Here is a 22,404-nt window from a genome sequence, read left to right on the forward strand (position 1 = left end):
GCTAGATGCGGCTTTTTCCGACCAAGGCAAGCCCGAAAGCCTACGGAATGGCGGGGTCGCGCGTCGAGGCGCGTCGCATCAGGAGCCCGTAGACGAGCGCCGCGATGGCCAGACCGACAAACCAGGCGTAGGTGTAGAGCCCCGTCCAGAAGCCTCCGACGCCCGCGAATAGGTGCGGCGCGGCGGCCGCCAGGAACCCCGGCAGATTGGGAGCCACGCCCAGCAGCAGCGCTACGACGGCGGCGATGTTCCAGCCGCCCCGATAGCGGTAGGCGCCTTCTCGCACATAGAGGTCATCCACCGCCAACCGGGCCCTGCGGACGATCCAGTAGTCCACGATCAGGATCCCCGCGATCGGTCCCAGGAGCGCCCCGTAGCCGACCAGCCAGGTGAAGATGTAGCCCTGGGTGGTCTCCAGCAGCTTCCAGGGCATGATCAGGACCCCGATGACCGCGGTGATCCAGCCGCCCGTCCGATAGCTGATCTTGCTGGGCCACAGCGCGGAGAAGTCATAGGCCGGCCCCACCAGGTTCGCCGCGATGTTGCAGCAGACCGTGTCCAAACTGATGATCAGCAGACCCACCACCACGGCGATCCCGCCGATGTCGCCGGCCAGCTGGACGGGATCCCAGATCGCCTTGCCAAAGATAATCGTGGTCGCCGAGGTGGTCACCACGCTCACCAGGGCCAGAAGCCCCATCGGTACCGGCAGCCCGACCGCCTGGCCGATGATCTGGTCTGACTGACGGCGCGCGAACCGGGTGAAGTCGGGAATGTTCAAGGCCAGGGTCGCCCAGAACCCCACCATGGCCGTCAGCGCGGGCGCGAACACGCTCCAGAACTGACCGGCCTTGGCGCCGCCCTCAGCGAACGCAGAGGGCTGATGCAGGATCGGGCCAAGGCCGCCCGCCTTGTCCACCGCCCACCAGACCATCAAGGCGCAGATCAGGATCTTGATCGGCGCAGTCCAGGTCTCGAGCCGGCGGATCGCCGTCAGGCCCTTGGTGACGAAAAGCAACTGCACGCCCCAGAAGGCGAGGAAGGCTAGAATCTGGCCGACGCCAATGCCCAGCACCGGCAAGGGCGCGCCCTCCAGCTTCCGCCCCACGATCACGCCCAGCAGGGTCAGCAGCGCTCCGCCGCCGATCCAGGTCTGGATGCCGTACCAGCCGCAGGCGACGATCGCTCGGGCCACGGCGGGCACGCGCGCGCCCTTCCAGCCGAAGGAGGCCCGGGCCAGAACGGCGTAGGGCACGCCCCACCGCGCGCCGGCGTGGCCGATTAGCAGCATCGGAACCAGGACGATCAGATTGCCGAGCAGGACGGTCAGCACGGCCTGCGAGGCCGACATGCCCTGCTCGATCAGGCCCGACGCCAGCATGTACGCCGGCACGCAGATCACCATGCCGAGCCACAGCGCCGCAAAGTGCCACCAACGCCAGTTTCGCTGCGCTTCGGTGGTCGGGGCCAGGTCTTCGTTCCAGAGGTCGCTGTCGGGCGCGCGCATGCCGCTCTCCGCGGGTGCGATCCGTCCCCAGCGCGCCGGCCCCCGCCACGGCGCGACCCGACCTTACGGGCGGATCGCGCGCGCTGGCAATCGAGAGAGCGGTGTTACCTGGCGATCCGCTAGCTCAGCGCCGCGTAGGCCAGCGTCGCAAGGCCAGCGCAGAACACGAAGCTCAGCGCGACCAAGGTGGCCCGCCCCCAGTCGAAGCAGGGACCGCCGTGCCGAAGCACCGGCGGCTCGGGCTTGGTGATGTCGCATGCACGGAAAAACGCGGACTGGGCTTCGCCCATCGAGTAGGCGGTCTTTCTGGCCATGAGGGCCTCCCTGACGTTCGCGCCTCTTTTGGACGCGTGGCGTGAGGTTAACACTGCTCGCTCGCGGCGCGAATTGATCGGGCGATCACTAGCGCGTGGGACGAATCCCCGGCGCCGCCCCTGCCCTCAGAAAGATCAGAAAAAAGGCGCCGCTCAAGGTTTGAGCAGGCGCCTAATTCGACGGCTATCAGTCGGCGTGGCCCGGCGTCCGGGACGTCGACCAGGGGTCCGAAACATCCGCGAGCGCCACGTCGAGACAATCGACCGCCACCCGCATGTCGCCGCCGCCCGCAAAGGTCAGGGTGACAACGCCCGCAGGCGCTTCTTCCGCGGGCTCGAAACCGATCGACAGCAGCTCGACGACTGCGCCCTTGGCGTCGCGGCGCAGGTTGCGCGCCTGGACGCTGGTCACGTCGCCGAACTGGAGCGCGGAACGGACCCGCTCCCCGCGCTTGCCCTTGCGCGCCTCCCAGCGGAAGCGGTTGCACGCGATGGTCAGGGTACGCGCCTGGGCGTCCCACCGGATGTCGCCGATCTTGGCGATCGCGTCCTGAAGCGCCGCCGACAGGACGCTCAGATCGTCGGCGTCTTGAGCCAGCAGGCGCAGGGGCTTGGCGGGCTCGGCCATGACTACAGTTCCGCCTCGCCATCGCCCTTGATGCGACGGACCTGAGCTCCGCAAGCGCCCAGCTTCTCCTCAAGACGCTCAAAGCCGCGATCCAGATGGTAGATGCGGCTGACCGTGGTCTCGCCGCGCGCGACGAGGCCGGCGATCACCAGGCTGACCGAAGCGCGCAGATCGGTGGCCATCACCTCGGCGCCTTCCAGCTGGTCGACGCCGCGCACCCGCGCCTCGCCGCCCGACACCGAGATGTCGGCGCCCAGGCGCATCAGCTCCGGGGCGTGCATGAAGCGGTTCTCGAAGATCGTCTCGCGGATCCGGCTCTCGCCCTTGGCCGTCGTCATCAGGGCCATGAACTGAGCCTGCAGGTCGGTGGCGAAGCCGGGGAACGGCGCGGTCTCGATGTCGACGGCGTTGAGGCGCTGACCATCGCGACGGATGATGCAGCCGTCAGCCGTCTCTTCGACGCCCGCGCCAGCCTCCTTGAGCTTGTCGAGCAGCGCGTCGATCAGGCCCGGACGCGCATTGCTGAGGCGGACCTCGCCGCCGGCCATGGCGGCGGCCACGGCGTAGGTGCCCATCTCGATCCGGTCCGGGATGACCGCGTGGGTCGCGCCGTGCAGGCGCGGCACACCCGTGATCGTGACCGTCGGGGTGCCGGCCCCCTCGACCTTGGCGCCCATCGCGTTCAGGCACTCTTGCAGGTCGACAAGTTCCGGCTCGCAGGCGGCGTTGTGGATCACCGACACGCCATCGGCCAGAACGGCGGCCAGCATCGCGTGCTCGGTGGCGCCGACCGACACGAACGGGAAGGTGATCTCAGCGCCCTTCAGGCCCCGCGGGGCCTGGGCGTAGACGTAGCCTTCGTGCAGGTCGATCTTGGCGCCCAGCGCCTCGATGGCCTGCAGGTGCAGGTCGACGGGACGCGCGCCGATGGTGCAGCCGCCCGGCAGCGACACCTTGGCCTGGCCGGAGCGCGCCACAAGCGGACCCAGCACGTTGAACGAGGCGCGCATCTGGCGGACCAGGTCATAGGGCGCGAAGCCGCTGGTGATCTCCGGCGCGTGCAAGAGGGTCTGCTGGCCGTCAGGGCCATCGCTCTCGGTCACCTGCACGCCCAGGCGCGTCAGCAGCTTGCCCAGGAAGCGGGTGTCGGCCAGGCGCGGCATGTTGGTCAGGCGCAGCGGCTCATCGGTGAGCAGACTGGCCGCCATCAGCTTGATGGCCGAATTCTTGGCGCCGCTGACCGGGATCGTCCCGTTCAACTGCGCGCCGCCGATGATGGCGATGCGATCCATTAAGGTCCCTCGAACGCGCGGGGTGGGGACGCCGCGCGGTCCACATGTGAGGCGCGCGTTCTATCCGTTGCAAGAGGGCTTGCAAGGCCCTGACGGTCTAAATCGGCGCCGACAGATCATAGGGACGCTCGTCGGGCCACAACAACGTGTGGCCCGTGCTGGCGAGGTCGATGGCGACCTGCGCCAGATCGATCGCCTTACGCAGGGCCGCCAGGCCATCCGCGCCGAAGGCCGCCTTGCCGGCCGGGGTGTCGAACTGCCCGCCATCGCCCGAGAGCCGCACCGCCACCGCCCATCCCTCACCCGCCGGATTCGGGAAGGGCGCGGAGAGCGCGAGAGTCAGGACGCGGCGCTCGCCGGAGCCGTGAGTTATCCCCAGCAAGTTTCGAACATCGTTATACGGCCGCGGCGCGGCCTCGGCGGCGGTCACGGCGGCGTCCTCACCGCCAGAATCCTTACGGGCCGCAGCTTTTCGCTTGCGGAGATTGGTTCGCAGGGCCTCCGCCAGCTTGGCTTCGCGGGCCGTCTTGTCGTCGTCGATCGGCATGATCCGGGGGTGCGGCGACAAAGTTCTGCGGTCAAGACGATTTTGGGCTTGGCGTTCGCGATTCTCCTCGCTATACGCCCCCTCCTCGTCGCCGCCGTAGCTCAGTGGTAGAGCGCATCCTTGGTAAGGCTGAGGTCGGCAGTTCAATCCTGCCCGGCGGCACCATGGGGACCCAAGCAAGCTTTGTTGCTTGGGTCCCCGCCATTCCGACGAGATCCCCCGTTCAAGAAGACATTGCGGCCCCGCTTTTGGGACCAGGCATGAATCCATGCCGTCGACATGCCAAAGGGTCGCGACCGCCGAGGCGACCGCGACCAGATTGCGGGTTGTCGAACGTCAGGCGGAGACCGCTTCTATCCCAACGGACCTGAGCGCTTCAGTTTCGCCATTGCGACAAAGATCAGCATGCTGGTGACCAGCAGCACGGCGGCTAGCGCCAGCATGGGCGCGAGGTTGCTGCCCGTGGCGTCCCGGACGACCGGCACGAGGTTCTGCGCGATGAAACCGCCCAGATTGCCGACGGCGTTGATCGCCGCGATTCCCGCCGCCGCCTTGGGCCCGCTGAGAAAGCTCGGCGGCAGGCTCCAGAAGACCGGCTGAGCGGCGAAGATCGCTGGCGCGGCGATGCAGAGCATGGCGAACTTCAACGCGGGGCCCGGCACGATGACGCTCAGACTCAAGGCCACCGCGGCGAGCAAGACGGGCCCTGCGATATGCCAAGCGCTGGCGCCATGCCGAGCGGCGTGGCTGGGCACGAACCATAGCGCTACGGCGACGAATAGCCAGGGAATGACGTTGATGAAGCCGTTGACGGTGTTCGAGACGCCAAAGGACTTCACAATCGTCGGCAGCCAGTAGCTGAGCCCGTACGCGCCCAAAGGCATGCCGATATAGAGTCCCGCCAGCAGCAGGACGCGAGGATCGAAAATCGCCTTCCAGGCGCCGCGGTGATCATCGACCTCCCCGCCGCGCTCGGCCGCCAGCGTCGCGGCTAGCCAGGACTTCTCGACGTCCGGCAGCCAGCGCGCTTGGTGAGGTCCGTCAGGCAGTCGCCAGAGCACGTAGGGCGCGAGAAGCACCGCGGGCGCTCCGGTCACCAGGAAGACCCACTGCCAGCCCGCTAGGCCCAGGAAACCGTCCATGCCGAGCAAGAGGCCGCCGATCGCCGCACCGACGGCGTTGGCCAGGGCCGAAGCGATCATGAACAGCCCGACCATCCGCGCGCGGTGCGCCTGCGGGTACCAGAGGGTCAGGACGTAGAGCACGCCGGGAAAGAACCCCGCCTCCGTCGCCCCGAGCAGGAAGCGCAACACGTAGAACATCGCCGCGTTCTGGGTGAAGCCCAGGGCCAAGGTGACCAGCCCCCAGGAGAACATGATCCGGGTGAACCAGACGCGCGCGCCGACACGCGCCAGGATCAGGTTCGACGGCGCTTCGAACAGGAAGTAGCCGATGAAGAACAGCGACGCGCCAAGGCCATAGGCGGCCTCACTGAGGCCGAGCGCAGCGACCATGTCGAGCTTGGCGTAGGAGACGTTCTGCCGGTCGATATAGGCGATCAGGTACATCACGCAGAACAGCGGCATCAGCCGCCGCGTGACGCGCCCGACGGTGGCGCGCTCCAGGTCGCTGGAGGGGTCGGACATCCATGATCTCCTAGGAAGCGGCGGGCGGCGGCGCGGTGGAGTCGCGCTCAATGAGCTGGTGGTCGAGAATGTGGTCGGCCGAGACGGGGTCGTCTGACCGCAGCGCGCGGATCAGGCGATCCAGCGCCACAGCGGCCATCTGGCGAACCGGCTGGCGGATCGTCGTCAGCGGCGGCCAGAGCGTGGTGGCCACGGTCGTGTCGTCGAAGCCGACGACGGTCAGATCGGATGGCACGTCCAGGTGGCGGCGATGCGCGACCGAGACTGCGGCGGCGGCCATGTCGTCATTGCTGGCGAAGATGGCCGTAGGCGGGGCGGCGCTGTCCAGCAGCGTCTCGGCGGCGCCCAGCCCGGAGGCGTAGGTGAACCCGCCGGGAGCGACGATCAGCTCGGCGCCGTCAACAGAAGCGATCGCCGCCCGCGCGCCCTCCAGGCGCTCCGCGCTCGCCGTCTGGTCCGGATTGCCGGTGATGAAGCCGATGCGCCGATGCCCGAGCGCCAGGAGGCGCGCTGTCATCGTCTGGCTGGCCTGGCGATCGTCGATGCGCACATTGATGGCGTCGGCGACCGGCCGGGCGGCGGCCACCACCGCGAGGGGGAGCCCCGCCGCGCGGAGGATCCCGCACGCCATGCCAGACTCGCCCAGCGGCGGCGCCAGCACCACGCCCTGCACGCCAGCGCTCAACAAACGCTCCAGTTCGGGCGCGGAGGGCGGATGACCATCCTCCCCACGGACGAGGATCAGGCGCGCGCCCGCGCTGGTAGCTTCTTCGAAGACGCCGATCAGGAAGTCGCTCATGAAGGCGGCGCTGGGATTGGAATAGACCACGCCGATCCGCAGTTCGCCGTCCATGACGAGATTGCGCGCGGTCAGGTTGGGCTGGAAGTTCAGGTCTCGGATCGCCGCCAGAACCGCCTCTCGGGTGTCCTCTCGGACCTTGGCCTCGTGATTGAGGACCCGCGACACGGTCATGCGCGAGACGCCGGCCCGCTTCGCAACATCGGCCATGGTCGCCCCCCGAACGCGCTCAGGGCGATTCAAGGCGTCACCTCGGCAATGCGCTGGCTGTTGGGCCCCATGGTCACCAGAATCGTCATTCAAACCTCGGCTTCCCCAACCGCGAACGGCCAGGGAATCCTTAGCGCAAAGAAAGGCGCCCGGACCACGATCGATACAGGACGATCGGATCCGGGCGAGGCCGCCCAGGGGAGGTGAAGGCGGACGGCCCGGGACGTCTTAGAAGGCGTAGCGGACGCCCACGTGGTAGAAGCGGCCCAGCAGGTCATAGAGCGCAGGATTGGCGTCCAGGCCCGTGTTGGTCTGCGGAGACGGCGTCGGATCGCGGTTCAGCAGGTTGTCGACCTTGAAGTAGGCCTGAACCCCGTTGCCAAACTTATAGGACGCGCTGACGTCGACATAGGTCGCGCCGCTCATCTGGTTGTAATCGATCGTCGGACGGTTGACGGTCGAGACCGGGCAGCTGCCGGCCTTACACTCGATATACTGGTTGCCGAACGTACCGTCGCTGAACCAGCGCTCCTGGACGCTGAGCGCGAACTTGTCGTTTTCCCAGGACTGGATCGCCAGGAACTTCCAGTCGGGCGTGGCGCCGGAGTTCTGGCCCGCCGTGTCGGTCGCGATCGCGCCCGGGATGCCCGGGTTGGTCACGAACTTGTGGGTGTTCGTCGCCAGACCCCGCACCGTGAAGCGGCCCGGAACGTTGGGCAGCTCGAACCGGTAGCTGCTCTCGATGTCGAAGCCGCTGGTCTTGATCGAGGACAGGTTGAACACCTGCGCATTGACGTAGGGCGTCCCCGCCGCCGGCGTGAAGTTGAAGGCGCTGCAGAACTGCGACAGGCCCGAGTAGCAGAAGTTGACGATCTGCTGCGCGCCCAGGCTCGAGATCCCGCCGTTGAGGACGATGTTGTACCAGTCGACCGAGACGCTGAAGCCCGGCAGCCACTGCGGGTTCGAGAGCACCGCGCCGATCGTGAAGTTCTTGGCGATCTCGGGCTTCAGGTTGGGATTGCCGACCACGTTTTGCAGCACGAGCAGGGCGCCGCCGGTGAACGGATTGGTGAAGTTGGGCAGCGTGGTCGTGACCGGCGCGGCGTACAGCTCCGAGAGGTTCGGGGCCCGGACGTCGCGGGAGGTGACCGCCCGCAGGCGCACGCCGTCGATGGGCGTGTCCCAGGTGCCGCCGACCTTCCAGGTGTAGACCGTGCCGGACGTGCTGTAGTCGGTCCAGCGCCCCGCCATGTTCAGGTTGGCCTTGCCCGCCGCTTCGGAATTGACCAGCGGGATGTTCACCTCGGCGTAGGCTTCCTTCACCGAGTACTTGCCCGCGCCCGAGTGATAGTTGCCGGCGTACCAGTTGGCTCCAGCGACGTTCAGGATCGGGTCGGCCGGATAGTCGGCGTTGTAGGGGGAGTCCGCAGCGCCGTCGCCGTAGGGGTCGCCCTTGACGCGATACTGCTCCTGCCGCCACTCGGCGCCGAAGGCCAGCGAGATGGGCCCGGCCCAGCCCTGGAACGCCTCGCCGCTGAAGTTGATGCTGGCGACGTCCTGCTTCTGCACCGAGTGCTGGTAGGGGCCGTTCTTGGGCGTGATGTAGGCGAGCGCGGCTTCGCTGGGAGCTTTGCCGCCGAAGATGTTGATCGGCGCGCAGCCGTTGGCGCGAGCCACCGGATCGGCGCAGACAATCTGGCCGCCGATCGTCGTGGCCTGGATGGCCTGACGGTAGCGAGCGTTCAGCATGATGTCGCGGACACGGATGTCCGTGGTGTTCTCGCCGTGCTGGTAGTAGGCGTCGTAGCGCCATTCCTTGCCCAGCGCGTTGAACTTGCCGTCCGCGCCGATGACGCCGCGATACTGCGTCCGGGTCGGGTGAACGTTGATGTTGCGCGGCAGCAGGGCGTTGCTGGTGCCGAAGGTGAAGGTCGTGATGCCGTTGGCCGCGCAGGCTGCGACGATCGAGGCCGGCAGGTAGGGATTGGAGCACGACATCGTCAGGCCGGTGGTGGCCGCGCCCGGATTGGGCTGGTTCATGCTTTCGACGCGCGCGGCGTTGAAGGTGGCGTAGATCTGGTTGTTGTCGTCCAGGTCGTAGCCGATGCGAGCGTAGCTGTTCATCCGCTTCAGGCGCGATTGCAGCGACGTGCCGATGCCGACGTTGCCGGACAGGTCACCGCCGATGCAGAAGCCGCCCGACGAGAAGCAGCCGATCACCGCGCCATTGGCGGCCTTGGACGGCGTGCCGCCGCCGTACTGAAACGTGAACGGGTTGCCCGCCTGGTCGAAGGCGGTGCCTTGCAGCGGTCCGGCGCTGATCAGGCCGTACTTGGTGTACTGATAGGCTTGGGCGTGTTCGCGGTAGAGGTACTGAGGCGAGCCGTCATTGGTGACGCCCCGGTTGATCAGGGTGGCGGTGGTGTACCAGTCGCGGCTGCCTGGTGCGTCCTCCCCGAAGCCGCCGGCGGGAACGCCCTCCTCCCAGTCGTACTCGGCGCTGACCTGCACATGCAGGCGATCATCCATGAACGCCTTGCCAGCCGCCACCTGCGCGAGCCACTGGTGGTTGTCGCCGTAGGTGGTGACCCCCGCCATGACGTTGGCCTTGAACCCGACGAAGCGCTTGTTGGTGATGAAGTTGACCACGCCGCCGACGGCGTCCGAGCCGTAGGAGGCCGAGGCGCCGCCGGTCACCACGTCGACGCGCTCGACGAGGAGCTGCGGGAACAGGCTGATATCGGGAACGCCGGTGACGTTGGCGGGCACCACGCGCTGGCCGTCCAGCAGCGTCAGGGTGCGGATGGTGCCAAGGCCGCGCAGCGAGAAGGACGACAGACCCTGCTGGCCGCTCGACGTGCTGAAGGTGCCCGTCGTGGCGCCCGTCGAGCCTTGCAGCGAGGGAAGCTGGGTGATGGCGGTGAAGATGTTGGGCTGAGCGGCGCGTTCGAGATCCGCCTGACCCATGACCTGGGTCGGCGTCGGCGCGGTGAAGCCGGTCGACCGGATCCGCGTGCCCGTCACGACGACTTCGGAGACCGAGCTGGCGCTGTCCGCCGGCGCCTGCGTCTGCTGAGCCTGGACAGATCCCGCCGCCATGATCGTCGCGAACGCGCTGGTCGCGAGCAAGGCGCTCATGAAGCCTGAACCCACTCGCGTGCTACCGACAGCACTCATCCTGAAACCTCCCAATTTCTTGTTGAGACCATCGTTCGATGATCTGAGGCGGACTGTGTCAGACGATGTGACCGCTAACTATACGACCATGGTCGTAGGCCTTCCGGGCAGGGGCGCAGGCGCGCGACAACCTCCGGATTCCCAAGAAATCCAGAGGCGTAGCAGCATTTTCAGTCCGCTTGGCGCTAGCGGACAGCGTAGAGCGAGTGGTGGGTAAGGACGAACAGGGTGCGCTTGTCCTTGCCGCCGAAGATCAGTTGTAAAGGCCGCTCGGGAACATCAATTCGCCCGACCTCCCGGCCGTCTGGCGCGTACTGGAAGATCTGGCCGTTGGCGACGAACACGTTGCCGGCTCCATCGACGGCGACGCTCTCGCCGCCCCGGTTGGCGAAGGCCTGCAGGTCGACCAGCGCGCCTCCCGGTGCGACCGTGCCGCTGTAGGTCTTGTTCTCCGAGGCGTTGGTCACGAACACCCGCTCGCCGACGGCGCCGGCGATCAGGCCGTGGGCCTGCAGCGAGTCCGACCAACGCCAGCCGACGTGATCGAGCGGCCCCTGCTTCCAGACCCGGAACGCTGGCAGGGCCAGACTGCCGTCAGGCGACACATAGGCCCGGGCCTTCGCCGTTCCGACATCCCGCGCGAACATCTCGGCCAGCGTCGTGAACTGACCCGTGGCCGGATCGAACTGATCCCGGAACTCGCCGTTGTTCCACCAGTTCACGGGCAACAGGGTTCGCGCCTCCGCCCCAGCGCTCCAGGGGGCCGACGCAATCATCGTGATCTGTTCGTTGGGGCCGCGCGGGTCGATCGAATAGACGCTGGCCTCGGGCCCGTAGGAGGAGACGACCAGGAGATTGCCGGAGCGATCGACCGCCAGGTTGGTCGGATCCAGCGAATGATCGCGCACGATCTCCAGCCCCTTGGCCTCAGTCCAGCGGTAGATTCGCTGGAAGCGCTTCTCGATGAAATAGAGCGCCCCGTCGGGCCCGGTGGCGGCGCCGGAAATCGACCAGAAGCCGGTCTCCAGCTTCCTGACGCGCGGATCGGCGGCGGCTGCGACGCCGGGAACGGGGTCGCCGGTCACATCGAGGACCGCAAACTCGCGCTCGCGCACCGCAAGCTTGCGGGTCTTGTCCTGGATGGCGTTCTCGAACGGGAACTTGCTGGCCCTCAGGTAGGTGCCGCAACCCTTCTCGTCGCACAGCGCAATGCCGCTCTCGGCGTTGATGTGGACATTGCGGAAGCGGATATCCGTCGAGTTGAACAGCTTCACCGCCGTCTCGGCCGGGTGGTAGGACCGCGTGACCCGATAGCCGTGATAGTTGGCGAACAGGATGTTGCGCGAGTTTCGCACCTCCAGCGACACCGCATCCGGGCCATCGCCGACCTCCTGTTCGGTCTGGGGCGCGAGGAACTCCCAGTTCTCCACGTTGTCGAGCACGAACTCGTTGCGAACGTGGTGCTCGACGGACACCTCATAGACACGTCCCGGCGTCTTGGTGTCGCTGATGTAGAAGCCCGCCGAGGCGAAGGTGTTCGGGCTCCAGACATTGGCGAAGGTGCCGCCCCCGCCATCGGTCACCCAGATGCTGGGATACTGGGCGTCCCAGCGTCCGTCGGCCACAGGGTCGCCGCTGCGCGCCTGGGCCGCGCTCAAGGGTTTGCCGTCGACGGTAGGCGTGCCGCCGCCGCCCATGATCTTGACGTCGGTGACCAGCGAGTGTTCCCCCGAACGCCAAAGCAAGGCCGAGGCGCGCGGATTGATCCGCCCTGTAAACAGGCCGACCCCCGAGACAATGTTGTCGCCGCCCCTCGGGCTTTCCAGGATGGGGCGCACCGCACCGACGCCCGCGTGGCGCGGATTGTTGTCGGGAATGACCAGTTGGGCCAGCGCCGGGTGCAGCCCGATCAGCACGGTATCCGCCTTCAGCTTCAGGGTGTCCGACACCATGTAGAAGCCGAACGGCAGATAGAGCACCCGGTGGCTGTCGATCGCCTTCTGCAGCGCGGCGGTGTCGTCGGTGACGCCGTCGCCCTTGACGCCTAGCGTCTTGACGTTGGTCCACTCCCGCATCGGCGGCGTCGCGCGCAAGGCGGCCGCTGGCGACGGGGGCAGCGCCTTGAGCGGCGCGATGTCGGCGAGGGTCTTGTACTCTCCCATCTGGCCAAGGCCCGGCAGGGTCAGGCCGTAGGTGAAGGATCCCACCCGATACGCCCTTCCCTTCCCCGCAACGGTGCGGCCGCTGTCGCGGAAACGGGCGAAGGTCGGGGTGTTGGCGGCGACGGCGTTGTCGAAGCCGACCTGGGTGAAGACGTTGTCCTCGCTGGAGATCACGACGCCGGCCTTGGAGACGTTCTCGAAGCGGACGTTCTTGCCCCAGAGACTGTCGCTGTAGCCCCGGTCGATATCGATCCCGACGGGCGTGTTCTTGATCGCGACGTTGATCAAGGTCAGGTCGACCTCATGCTCGCGGATCGCCGCGTCGCGCTGGCCGTCGAAGGTCGAGTCCATGACTGTGAACTGCCAGGCCGGCGAGGTCTTCTCGGTGACGATGCCGTACCGTCCGCCCCGGAAGTGAACGTCCTGCATGACGTTCCCCGCCTGGTAGACACCGGCGAAACCCGAACCGATCCGGAACTCCATGTGGCTCAGGAAAGCGTGCTGAGCCATACGGAAACGCACCCCGGCGGCGGCCGGATTGCCCTCGCCGATCTCGATGTCGATGTTGCTCATCGACGAGTAGAAGGTCCCCGAATTGGCGTCGCGAACCTTGGCGCCCACAGGGCGGGCGGTCGGAACCGGCACGGGGATGTCGCCCACGGCGTACTGGTCGCCCCCCGTGAAAATGACCATAGTCCCCACGCCGTCCTGGAAGCCGGGCGTCTTGTCGCCGAGAAGCAGAACCGGGCGGGTTGGGCCGACGCCGAACACGCGAACGCCCGGCGGCACCAACAGGCTCCGGGTCAGCCGATAGCGCCCGGACGGCAGCAGCACCAAGCCGTGGCCCGTCGCGTCGCGGGCTGCGGTGAGCGCCTTCTGGATCGCGTCGGTGTCGTCCGCCCGGCCATCGCCCACCGCCTTGACGGTGATCGCACGCGGCTCGTCGGGCGCGACGGGAAAGGCGGAGTCGGCCGCGAAGGCCAGGGCCGTCGGGCTGGCGGTGGCCAGGATCGCCGCCAACAGGATCGCTCTCATCTCGCACCCCCAAAACTGCCTGTGCGAGTGATAGAGCGCAGGGCGGCGCCCACCATCCTCGACCATGGTCGTAGTTACGGGGCGCTGACGCGTGGGTAGAAACGCTACCTGATCCTTGCGTGTCGCCTGGTCGATACGTCAGTCGCCCCAGCCTCAGGGACGCCGCTTGCCGACACCATCGCCCCTGCTTGCCCCGCCTGGCCTCGCCATCATCGCCATGGGCGTCAGCGGCAGCGGCAAGTCGACCTTCGGCGCTCTGCTCGCACAGCGGCTGGCTTGTCCCTTCCTCGAGGGAGACTCCTTCCACGCGCCAGCGGCGGTGGCCAAGATGCGAGCCGGGCGCCCGCTGGACGATGACGATCGCTGGCCCTGGCTGGACCGGCTAGGCCAAGCCATCAGCGAGGCTGTCGACGCTGGCGGCCTAGCCGTGGCCGCATGCTCAGCCCTGAAGCGAAGCTATCGCGCGCGGCTGACGGCGGCCATCGGCGCGCCGACACGGTTTGTCCTGCTGGAAGCGAGCCATGACGAGCTGCTGCGCAGACTGAACCGGCGGCCGGGGCACTACATGCCGCCCAGCCTGCTGGACAGCCAGTTGGCGACTCTGGAGCGTCCCGAAGCCGACGAGCCTGTTCTCCGAGCGGAAACCACCGCATCGCCGGACCAACTGTGCGATCGCGTCGAGGCGTGGCTGGCGGACGCTGGCTCAGCGCCGCAACCTTCCTCCGGCTTACGGCATCAGCCGCTTTCGCCCGCGTGACAGATGCCAGCGCATGGCCAGCGCCGCGCTGTCGCCATCCTGGGCCCGGATCGCTTCGACGATCATCTCGTGCTCGCGCATCATCTCGCTGATCGCTTCAGGCGGCCGCGAGCGGGAGATATCCACGCCGGCCCGCATGATCTTGTCCACATCAGCCTCCAGCGCCTCGAAAGCGACGAGAAACGCCGGATTGGCCGTGGCCCGAACGATGCGGCGGTGCAGCTCCATGTCCTCAGCGTGGGCGGGGGCGCTGGACAAGAGGGCCGCGCGAAGGTCCTCCAGCGCCGCCTCGATCAAGCCCATCTCCTCAGCCGAGCGCCGGACAGCCGCCAGCCGCGCCGCCTCGGCTTCAAGCACGAAGCGCACTTCGTAGCTGCCGAGCGTGGCCGGCAACTCCGATAGCGGCATATAGGCGCCCAGCTTGTCGGACGGCCGGTTCTTCACATAAGAGCCCGCGCCGCGCCGCGCCTCGGTGATGCTGTCGGCGGCCAGGCGCACCAGGGCTTCGCGAACCACGGTGCGGGACATGCCGAACATTTCGGCCAGACGCGACTCCGACGGCAGGCGATCTCCGGCCTCCAGACCCTCGCGATTGATCAGCTCGACGATGCCTGTGTAGGCCCGATCAGCCAGACGCCCTTCGTTCATGCCTCGACCTCCAGTCCCCATCACCATCGGGCGGTTCGGCGCCAAGGCAAAGCGCCGATGCCTGTTCCAGCGCCCCCAGCTCGACACGCCCACACGATGTCCGACAGGTTCAAGGCAAAACCTGTATGACAGCTTTTAGATTTTTCCGACCTAAGAGAGAATGTTCACGTGCACATTCCTAAAATCTCTTGAATTTGTCCGACAGATAAGGCAATGGTCGAACCATACGACCCGGACTCGCCAGCACAGCGCGGCGATCAAAATGAGCGGGCGTCGCGCCTTCGGGCGTCTTTGGGGTTGAGACAGAGGGGTTCGGGAATGACAACGGAAGTCCGCGCCACTGATCGGGAAATGGGCTCGGCGCTCGGCGGTCTGACGCCCACTCAGTTGAAGGTCCTGGAAGGCGTAAACTCAGGCCTGCTGAACAAGCAGATCGCCTTCGATCTCGGCATCGCCGAGGCCACGGTGAAGGCGCATATGACCGCGCTGATGCGCAAGCTCAATGTCCATAATCGGACCCAGGCGGCCCTCGCGATCCAGGCGCTACGCGCAGGCAACTAATCAAGTGGCGAGCCCTTGGTGGTTGCCGACGCCTCAGGCTGACGGACGAAGCTCGATCAGAACCACGTCGTTGGCCCGCATGGGCAGGTCGACGACGGCGTCGTCCGAGACGCGCAGCACCCGGTCAATCTCCGGCCGGTCTTGGGCCAGCGCCTGCAGCGCTTGAAACTGCGCCGCCGTAAGTGTGCTGGGCATACCCATCTCGATATAGGCGCTGTAGGCGTCGTTGCGCTGATAGCCGACACGACGCACCCGCAGTTGGTAACGCCCTTCCCTGAGGCCGCTTAGCTGGACCCTCAGCGGCTCGACATCCGCAGCGGGGTGGGGGCGCGTGTAAAATGGCCGGTTACTGACCTTCTGCTCGGGCTGTCGCCACGCATAGGCCAGCACGGTCACCTGATCACCGTCCCGGGCGGCGAAGACCTGGTCGTCATCGCAGGCCAACTCTCGCCCTTTCAGAGCGTTCAGGTATTTGTAGGCGAACCAGGACGGCTTTCGGATCCCTTGCGGATTCATCAGCCCAAAGCCGCCCTGGAATGGCGCGGTCGGCGGCCCCGGCTCTTCGAAGAGATCGGTGTAGGTCCAGTAGCTCATACCCTGGACCAGTCCCTTCACCCGGCGCAGCTTCTCGACGATGTAGGCGGCGCTGACATAGCTGTCATGGACGCTGTCCCGCGGCGTGTAGCTTGTGCTCCATTCGGTGAAGTAGAGCGGCAGCCCCGGGAAGGCCGAGGCCTCGATCTGTTCGCGGACACGACGCACGTCGCCCACCACAGCATCGGGCGACGGCGAGAGCTTGGTGTCCTGCACCCCCTTCTCATCCAGAAAGCCGCCATCGACGCCGTAGGTGTGGGTGGTGACGAAGTCGACAGCCGAGCCGCGCTTCTTCACATGAGCCAGGAATTCCGGAACCCACGCCGCGCCGGCTGTCGATGGCCCGCCGACCCGCAGGGCCGGATCGATCGCCTTGATGGCGCGGGCGGTGACGTCATAGAGCTCGAAATAGGCCGCCTGGTCCGCCTTTTCCCAGAAGCCGTCGAGATTGGGCTCGTTCCAGACCTCGAAAAACCAGCTACGCACCTCTTCGACGCCATAGCGATCGCGCAGGTGACGGACAAAGGCGTCGATCAGGTCGCGCCAGGGGCCAAGCTGCGGATGTGAGGTGTTACCCTTCCAATAGAAGATGGTCAGGTCCGAGGTCTTCATCGCCCCGGGCGTGAAACCAAGTTCGACGAAAGGCTTGATCCCCTTGGCCAGCAGGGCGTCGTAGAGCTGGTCGATCTTGGTCCAGTCGTAGACGATCTTGCCGTCCTGGACCTTCACCGTGCCCAGCACGTCGTGGAAGATCGCGTGAAAGCGGATGTAGCGGAATCCCAGCTCGTCGACGGTCGTCTTCAGCTGGGCCTGACTGTCGTCCCGGATCAGGGTCCCGGGATAGTCGGATCCGATCGAGAGATCGAAGAAGCGGTCGACGGAAGCGCCCATCTTGCGCGCATCGATGCTGATCATCCGCTTACGGGATCCGGCGTTAGCCGCAACCGGTAGACTGGACAGGCCAGCCACGACAGCTCTGCGCGATAGCGACATCCCGTTCCTCTCCCTCTTGGGAGCAACGGCTACACGGCGATGATAGCGCTATCAATCATTTTGTACGATAAATAGAGGACAGCCGCGTCGGGCGCGGCCGTCCTCAGTGTGGCTACAGCGCCGACTTGTAGAGCGCCAGCAGCTCAGTCCAGGCCTTCTCCGCCGCCGGCTCGTTGTAGGCCTGGCTGCCGGGCACGGTCCAACCGTGGTTGGCGCCGACATAGACCTCGACGGTCGCCTTGATCTTGGCCTCGGCGAAGGCGGCCTTGAGCTTGTCCTTCGAGGCAGGATCGCGCTTGTCGTCATTGTCGGCGACGGCGACCAGATAGTCCGCCTTGGTCTTGGGGATCAGCAGTTGCGGGCTATCCGGGCCTTCGGCGGTCAGGCCGCCACCATGGAAGCTGGCCACCGCGCCGATCCGCGCGGCGTTCGAGCCGGCGGTGCGGAAAGCCAGCGGCCCGCCCATGCAATAGCCTTGAACACCGACGCGCTTGGCCTTGTTGGTCTGCGGCTGGGCGTCGAGATAGGCGACGAAGGCGACGGCGTCGGTGACAGCGGTCGTCGGCGTCACCGTCCGGGCCAGGGCCGAGATCGTTTCCCGGTCCTGCGGATTGGCGAAGCTCATAGCGCCCTCCATCACCGGGGCCTTCTTGGTGCGGTAATAAAGGTTGGGAACCAGGACCACATAGCCCGAGGACGCCAGGCGACGGGCCATCTGACGGAACACCGGGCGCAGGCTCCAGATATCGGGCCACACCAGCACCGCCGGCCACTTGCCCTTCCCCTTGGGATAGAACAGCACCGCATCGGCCGTGCCATCGGGCGTCTTGACCTCGACATCCTTCTCCACGACCGAGTCGTCGGCATGTGCGACCGTGGCGACGCCGGTCAGGGCGGCGGTCAGCAGACCGAACCGACGCCGCGAGATCGTCGGGTCCTGAATGAGGCCGGGGTGGATTTCATCATCGCACATGGCGGTCTCCTCCTGAGGTTTGGGACCGGCACGCTATAACCGCGTTATCCGTTCGCCTATCCACTTTACCGGGCTGCCGAATAGGTCGCCTTGCCGGGGACGAGCAGGTCTTGCTTGCGACCGTCGCACACCGCGTAGCTGAACCCGGACTGGATCGCCCAGGCTCCGACCTCGCCCGCCTTGTTTACGGCCAGGAAGCCGACCTGGATGTCCTTGGCGTGCGGCTTCTTCTTGAGAATCCGCTCGACAGCCTCGCGGCACGCCGCCTCGGGCGAGCGCCCCTGACGCATCAGCTCGACCACCAGGAAGCTGCCGACATTGCGGATCACCTCTTCGCCGACGCCGGTTGAGGTCGCGCCGCCGACCTCGTTGTCGACATAGAGGCCCGCGCCGATGATCGGGCTGTCGCCGACACGTCCGCGCATTTTCCAGGCCATGCCGCTGGTCGTGCAGGCGCCGGCGATGTCGCCCTTCGCGTCGATGGCCAGCATGCCGATCGTGTCATGATTGCCCGCGCCGCCCGGCGTGCCCAGCTGCCCCGTGGTCTTGCCGTAGTCCAGGACCTCGCTGTTGGCCTTGGGATTGTAATTGGCCTCCTTCTTCCAGGCCTCCCAGGCTGCGCGGGACTCTGGCGTGAGGAGCTCCTCGCGCGGGAAGCCCTGCTCTAGCGCGAACTGCAGCGCCCCAGCCCCGACCAGCATCACGTGCGGCGTCTTCTCCATCACCCGACGGGCGACTGAAATCGGATGGGCGATGTGTTCCAGCGCCGCCACCGCGCCGCAGTTGCCCAGCTCGTCCATGATGCAGGCGTCCAGCGAGACATTCCCGTCCCGATCCGGATAACCGGCGCGGCCGACGCTGTGGTTCTTCAGGTCCTGCTCGGGAACCCGCGCGCCCGCCTCGACAGCGTCCAGCGCCCGGCCGCCCCTGGACAGGACAGTCCATGCCGCCTGGTTGGCGGCGACGCCGAAGTCCCAGGTCGAGATCACGCCGGGTCCTGTGAGGTTGACGCTGCCCCCCTGCGCTGTCGCCCGCCCCGCGCTCAGCATCGCCGAACCCGCGAGGGAGGCGCCGATCAGGCCTCTACGATTCAACATCCGTGTGCTCCAACAAGACCGCGCCGAATCCGTAGCACCGCCTGGAGCCCAGCATGAGCCCCGAACACATCCTTCTGGAAGTCTGTGTCGATACGCCCGCAGGACTGGCGGCGGCGATCGCCGGCGGCGCTGATCGGATCGAACTATGTGCGGCGCTCGCCCTTCAAGGCCTGACCCCGGCGCCGGGACTGATGGCGCAGGCGGCTTCCGCGCCGATCCCGATCTATCCGATGATCCGGCCCCGCAACGGCGACTTCTGCTACGACGAGCGCGATGTGGACGCCATCAAGCGCGACATCGACACGGTGCGCGCCTACGGCCTGGCCGGCGTCGTGATCGGCGCCAACCGCACGGACGGTGCGCTGGACCTCCCCGTCCTGCAAGCGCTCGTGGCCCACGCCCAAGGCCTGGGCATGAGCTTGCATCGGTCGTTCGACCTCGTTCCGGATCAGGCCGAGGCGCTTGAGATCGCCGTCGAGCTGGGGTTCGAGCGGGTCCTGACTTCTGGCGGCGCCCTGACCGCTGAGGCCGGTGCGGAACAGATCGCCGCCCTCGTCGAGCAGGCCGCAGGACGCATCGGCATCCTGGCCGGCGCGGGGGTCAGGCCTGGAAACATCGCCGAACTGGTCCGTCGCACCGGCGTGCGCGAAGTCCATGGTTCATTCGGCGGCCCGATCCCTGGCGCCGCGCCAGGTTCGAAGCTGGGCGCGATGGGCTTCGTGCCGCCTGAACTGCGCGACACCGATCAGGCGGCGGTCGCGGAAGCCGTGCGGATTCTCCGCGCGCTTTAGCTTTCGATGATGTGCGGGATGAACCGCGAGCGGTCGCGCGTCACGCGGCCACGATCCTCGCGCACGCCTACGCCTGCCGGCTGGTCGCCGATGACCCAGGACCCGATCACCGGATAGTTCGCGCCAAATCGCGGCGGCGGCTTCAGTTCCTGACGGATCCAGCCTTCGCCGCCGTAGCCCTGGTCGAGCACCCTGCCCTTGCGGCCGTCCTTCCAGAGCTCAATGTTCGCGCCCTCGCGGCTGAACAGCGGCTTGCGGGCGTAGCTGGACCCCAGCCGCGCGACCTTGGGATCGTCGTCGAAATAGGCCTCCAGCAGGTTCGGGTGCCCCGGATGCCGCTCCCAAAGCAGGGGCAGCATCGCCTTGTTCGACAGAACCGCCTTCCAGGGCGGCTCGAGGAACAGGGTCTTGGAGCCCGCGATGCTGGCCGCGTAGGGCTCGCGCAGCATGTCCTCCCAAGGATACAGCTTGAACAGCGCGCCGATAATGTAATTGTCCTGGTCGACGAAGCGGCCGTCCGCATCGAGGCCGATCGCTGTGGTCGGTACGAACTTGGGCTCCAGGCCCGCCAGCCGCCCCATGTCCTCCAGGAACCGCACCGTCTGACGGTCCTCGACGAAGTCAGGGTCGCTTGCGAAGTGGACGAAGCCGCCGTTCGGGAAGATCGCCTTGAAGCGCTCGGCCAACTGGTCGTGCAGGCTGTTGAACTGATCGGTGGCGTCGGGCAGCGCGCCCTGCTGGATCATGTCCTCCAGCCACAGCCACTGAAACACCGCCGCTTCATAGATGCTGGTCGGCGTGTCGGCATTGTATTCATAGAGCTTGGGCGGCCCGGCCCCGTCGTAGAAGAAGTCAAACCGACCATAGAGCGACGGATCGCGGGCCTTCCAGGAGGCGGCGACCAAGTCGCGGGCGTCTTCCGGGATCTGCAGCCGGGCCATCAGGGCGTCGCTTTTGACGGCGTCGTCGACTAGGTCCAGGCAGAGCTTGTGCAGCGCCTCGGTCGCGGGTTCCAGGTGACCCTCGACCTCCTCCAGCGTAAAGGCGTAGGCCGCTCGCTCATCCCAGTAGCGGCGGCCATCGGCGTGATGCCAGGTGAAGCCGACGGCCTCGGCCTTGGACTTCCAGTCCCGCCGAGGCTTGAGGGTCAGACGACGCATCAGGCGTTCGAGCCGTCCCGACCGACCTTTTGCTTGTCCTCGATGGCCAGCATCGGGGCCGGCAGGGCCTCGTCCTTCGGGGCCATCAGGCGGGCCAGCACGTCCTCGGCGCCGCTCGCGCCCGGCAGGATGCCCGCCGCCGCCAGCTTGGCGTCGAGATCCGCGCCGGTCTTGCGGTCTTCCGACTCGCTGTGCAGCCGGAACTGCTCCTCGCGAACCGCCTGGCGCTCCTTGATGCGCTTCAAGCTATCGGCGGCCGAGCCGACCACGCCGCTGGCCGAACCCGAGCGCGAGATCACCGCCGCCTGAGCCTTCTGAACGCTCTCGTTGACCTTGACGATCTCGATCTCGCGGCGCAGCGCCTCAACCTTGGTGTCGGTCTGGGCGATCACCGTGCGCAGCTTTTCCTCGGCGGCGCGCAGTTCGTTCATCTGCGTCGCCTTCTGGCCCGCGTCCTTTTCGAGGTCGGCGATGCGTTGCGCCACTTCCAGCGCCAGGGCCTGGTCGCCCTTGTTCATCGCCGCGCGGGCCGAGGACTCGTACTTGCGCGACTGGTCGGTCAGCTGGGCGACCTCGGTCTCCAGCGCTCGACGGCGCGCGACCAGCTTGGCCAGCTCGTCCCGGGCCTTGCCCTGAGCGGTGTCGGCGTCGCGGATTTCCTGGTCCAGGATGCGAAGGGCGTTGGCGTCCACCACCGTCTGCGCGCCGTCATGCGCCGCGCCACGGAACAGGGCCGAGAGCTTGCTCCAGATCGACATTCGAAGTTCTCCGGTCTCTGTCTTTAGGCGGCCGCGACGCGGCTCTTTTCGAAGGAATCGCGCAGGTCGCTGGCGGCGGCGATGGCGTTGTCGGCCAGGGTTCGCAGCTCGATGATCAGCGTCTGCAGCGTGGTCTTGGACGAGATCTCGCCCATCAGCTCGTAATAGTCACGACCGTCGACCGTGGTGATGCCGAAGTTCGACAGCGGCACGATCTTCTGGGCCTTGAGCAGGAACTCGTTGAACGCCGCGCGATCGTTCTGCTCGTCGCAGGCCCACAGCAGGGTCGAGACGACCAGCTGCAGCGCGCCGCCGCTGACATAGATCGGCAGGTCGCCGAATTCGTGCATGACCACCATCAGCACGGGCTCGACGCCCTCGACGACCGTGACGGTCATCTCGTCCTCGCGCACGAGCGCGCTTTCCACCAGCGCATCGCGCAGGGTGTGGATCGTCCAGGCGGTGTCGATAACGGAGTCCATGTGTCTGACGCCCTTGGGGGGATTGGGATTGGTCTGTAGCGCCGGTCCGCGGACCGACTCGACGACGATGGCCTGCACGGCCGAAAGAATGTCGGGCTTGCACGCCGCCGGCGCCCAGACCTCGATTTTCACGAAGCCGGCGTTCCGTCGCGCTTCGCGCCACGCCCGCGTTCTTTCAGCGGCCTGAGCGCTTCTCTTCAGTTTGGCAGGCATGCGTTACATGTACGCATAACATGTATGCTTGACAAGTCACCGTTCGACGTCATCCTGCGA

At 66.8% G+C, this 22,404-nt stretch carries 18 protein-coding genes, 1 tRNA gene and 1 pseudogene; 4 read left to right on the top strand and 16 right to left on the bottom strand.

From position 1 onward, the window contains the following. Positions 1-40: 40 nt before the first annotated feature. The 5 genes from J2X45_RS06180 to J2X45_RS06200 all read right to left on the bottom strand — a co-directional run bounded on the left by J2X45_RS06180 (position 41) and on the right by J2X45_RS06200 (position 4,288). On the bottom strand, positions 41-1,507 hold the full coding sequence (locus tag J2X45_RS06180) for an NCS1 family nucleobase:cation symporter-1 (protein WP_310212619.1): 1,467 nt from the start codon (positions 1,505-1,507) through the stop codon (positions 41-43). Between the two features lie 119 nt (positions 1,508-1,626). Next, positions 1,627-1,821 (bottom strand): hypothetical protein, encoded by a 195-nt coding sequence (locus J2X45_RS06185; RefSeq protein ID WP_310212622.1) that lies wholly within the window; start codon positions 1,819-1,821, stop codon positions 1,627-1,629. 187 nt (positions 1,822-2,008) lie between these two features. After that, entirely contained in the window at positions 2,009-2,449 is a 441-nt protein-coding gene (locus tag J2X45_RS06190) for a DUF2948 family protein (protein ID WP_310212625.1), read from the bottom strand. Positions 2,450-2,451: 2 nt separating this feature from the next. Continuing rightward, positions 2,452-3,741, bottom strand: a complete 1,290-nt coding sequence (gene murA, locus J2X45_RS06195; RefSeq protein ID WP_310212627.1) for a UDP-N-acetylglucosamine 1-carboxyvinyltransferase — start codon at positions 3,739-3,741, stop codon at positions 2,452-2,454. 97 nt (positions 3,742-3,838) lie between these two features. Further along, positions 3,839-4,288 carry a hypothetical protein gene (locus J2X45_RS06200; protein WP_310213576.1) on the bottom strand — a complete coding sequence of 150 codons (450 nt, stop codon included), beginning with the start codon at positions 4,286-4,288 and terminating at the stop codon, positions 3,839-3,841. 90 nt (positions 4,289-4,378) lie between these two features. On the opposite strand from J2X45_RS06200, the gene J2X45_RS06205 reads away from it, so the two are divergent. Continuing rightward, a tRNA-Thr gene (locus J2X45_RS06205) sits at positions 4,379-4,453 on the top strand. A 188-nt stretch (positions 4,454-4,641) separates the two neighbouring features. Here J2X45_RS06205 and J2X45_RS06210 read toward each other — a convergent pair. From J2X45_RS06210 to J2X45_RS06225, 4 genes are all read right to left on the bottom strand, one after another. Then, positions 4,642-5,934, bottom strand: coding sequence for an MFS transporter (locus J2X45_RS06210; protein WP_310212630.1), 1,293 nt, complete (start codon positions 5,932-5,934; stop codon positions 4,642-4,644). Positions 5,935-5,944: 10 nt separating this feature from the next. Next, positions 5,945-6,976 carry a LacI family DNA-binding transcriptional regulator gene (locus J2X45_RS06215; RefSeq protein WP_310212634.1) on the bottom strand — a complete coding sequence of 344 codons (1,032 nt, stop codon included), beginning with the start codon at positions 6,974-6,976 and terminating at the stop codon, positions 5,945-5,947. A 195-nt stretch (positions 6,977-7,171) separates the two neighbouring features. After that, a complete protein-coding gene (locus J2X45_RS06220; protein ID WP_310212636.1) occupies positions 7,172-10,120 on the bottom strand; it encodes a TonB-dependent receptor domain-containing protein in 2,949 nt (982 codons plus the stop codon). Positions 10,121-10,305: 185 nt separating this feature from the next. Then, entirely contained in the window at positions 10,306-13,317 is a 3,012-nt protein-coding gene (locus J2X45_RS06225; protein ID WP_310212638.1) for a glycosyl hydrolase family 28-related protein, read from the bottom strand. A 166-nt stretch (positions 13,318-13,483) separates the two neighbouring features. Between J2X45_RS06225 and J2X45_RS06230 the strand changes: the two genes are divergently transcribed. Beyond that, complete coding sequence (locus J2X45_RS06230; RefSeq protein ID WP_310212641.1) at positions 13,484-14,074, top strand: gluconokinase; 591 nt, start codon at positions 13,484-13,486, stop codon at positions 14,072-14,074. Here the strand turns inward: J2X45_RS06230 and J2X45_RS06235 are convergent. After that, positions 14,045-14,722 (bottom strand): FCD domain-containing protein, encoded by a 678-nt coding sequence (locus J2X45_RS06235; RefSeq protein ID WP_310212643.1) that lies wholly within the window; start codon positions 14,720-14,722, stop codon positions 14,045-14,047. The genes J2X45_RS06230 and J2X45_RS06235 overlap by 30 nt on opposite strands. 363 nt (positions 14,723-15,085) lie before the next feature. On the opposite strand from J2X45_RS06235, the pseudogene J2X45_RS06240 reads away from it, so the two are divergent. After that, positions 15,086-15,283 (top strand): annotated as a pseudogene (locus J2X45_RS06240) (helix-turn-helix transcriptional regulator); the annotation flags it as partial. Positions 15,284-15,316: 33 nt separating this feature from the next. On the opposite strand, the gene J2X45_RS06245 reads toward J2X45_RS06240, so the two are convergent. From J2X45_RS06245 to J2X45_RS06255, 3 genes are all read right to left on the bottom strand, one after another. Continuing rightward, entirely contained in the window at positions 15,317-16,870 is a 1,554-nt protein-coding gene (locus J2X45_RS06245) for a GH39 family glycosyl hydrolase (protein WP_310212649.1), read from the bottom strand. Positions 16,871-16,982: 112 nt separating this feature from the next. Beyond that, positions 16,983-17,843 (bottom strand): dienelactone hydrolase family protein, encoded by an 861-nt coding sequence (locus J2X45_RS06250; protein WP_310212652.1) that lies wholly within the window; start codon positions 17,841-17,843, stop codon positions 16,983-16,985. 65 nt (positions 17,844-17,908) lie between these two features. Next, positions 17,909-18,940, bottom strand: a complete 1,032-nt coding sequence (locus tag J2X45_RS06255; protein ID WP_310212654.1) for a N(4)-(beta-N-acetylglucosaminyl)-L-asparaginase — start codon at positions 18,938-18,940, stop codon at positions 17,909-17,911. A 53-nt stretch (positions 18,941-18,993) separates the two neighbouring features. On the opposite strand from J2X45_RS06255, the gene J2X45_RS06260 reads away from it, so the two are divergent. Then, a complete protein-coding gene (locus J2X45_RS06260) occupies positions 18,994-19,731 on the top strand; it encodes a copper homeostasis protein CutC (RefSeq protein WP_310212656.1) in 738 nt (245 codons plus the stop codon). Here the strand turns inward: J2X45_RS06260 and J2X45_RS06265 are convergent. Genes J2X45_RS06265 through J2X45_RS06275 form a run of 3 tightly spaced genes read right to left on the bottom strand, consistent with a single transcriptional unit; the run spans position 19,728 to position 22,344 of the window. Then, the gene (locus J2X45_RS06265) at positions 19,728-20,891 is read right to left on the bottom strand and encodes a glutathionylspermidine synthase family protein (protein WP_310212658.1); all 1,164 of its coding nucleotides are present in this window, start codon (positions 20,889-20,891) and stop codon (positions 19,728-19,730) included. The genes J2X45_RS06260 and J2X45_RS06265 overlap by 4 nt on opposite strands. Beyond that, entirely contained in the window at positions 20,891-21,649 is a 759-nt protein-coding gene (locus J2X45_RS06270; protein ID WP_310212660.1) for a PspA/IM30 family protein, read from the bottom strand. Before J2X45_RS06270 ends, J2X45_RS06265 begins: the two co-directional genes overlap by 1 nt. Before the next feature lie 23 nt (positions 21,650-21,672). Beyond that, a complete protein-coding gene (locus tag J2X45_RS06275; protein WP_310212662.1) occupies positions 21,673-22,344 on the bottom strand; it encodes a YjfI family protein in 672 nt (223 codons plus the stop codon). Positions 22,345-22,404: the final 60 nt, after the last annotated feature.

This window comes from Caulobacter sp. BE264 (assembly GCF_031457805.1).
GTDB lineage: Bacteria > Pseudomonadota > Alphaproteobacteria > Caulobacterales > Caulobacteraceae > Caulobacter.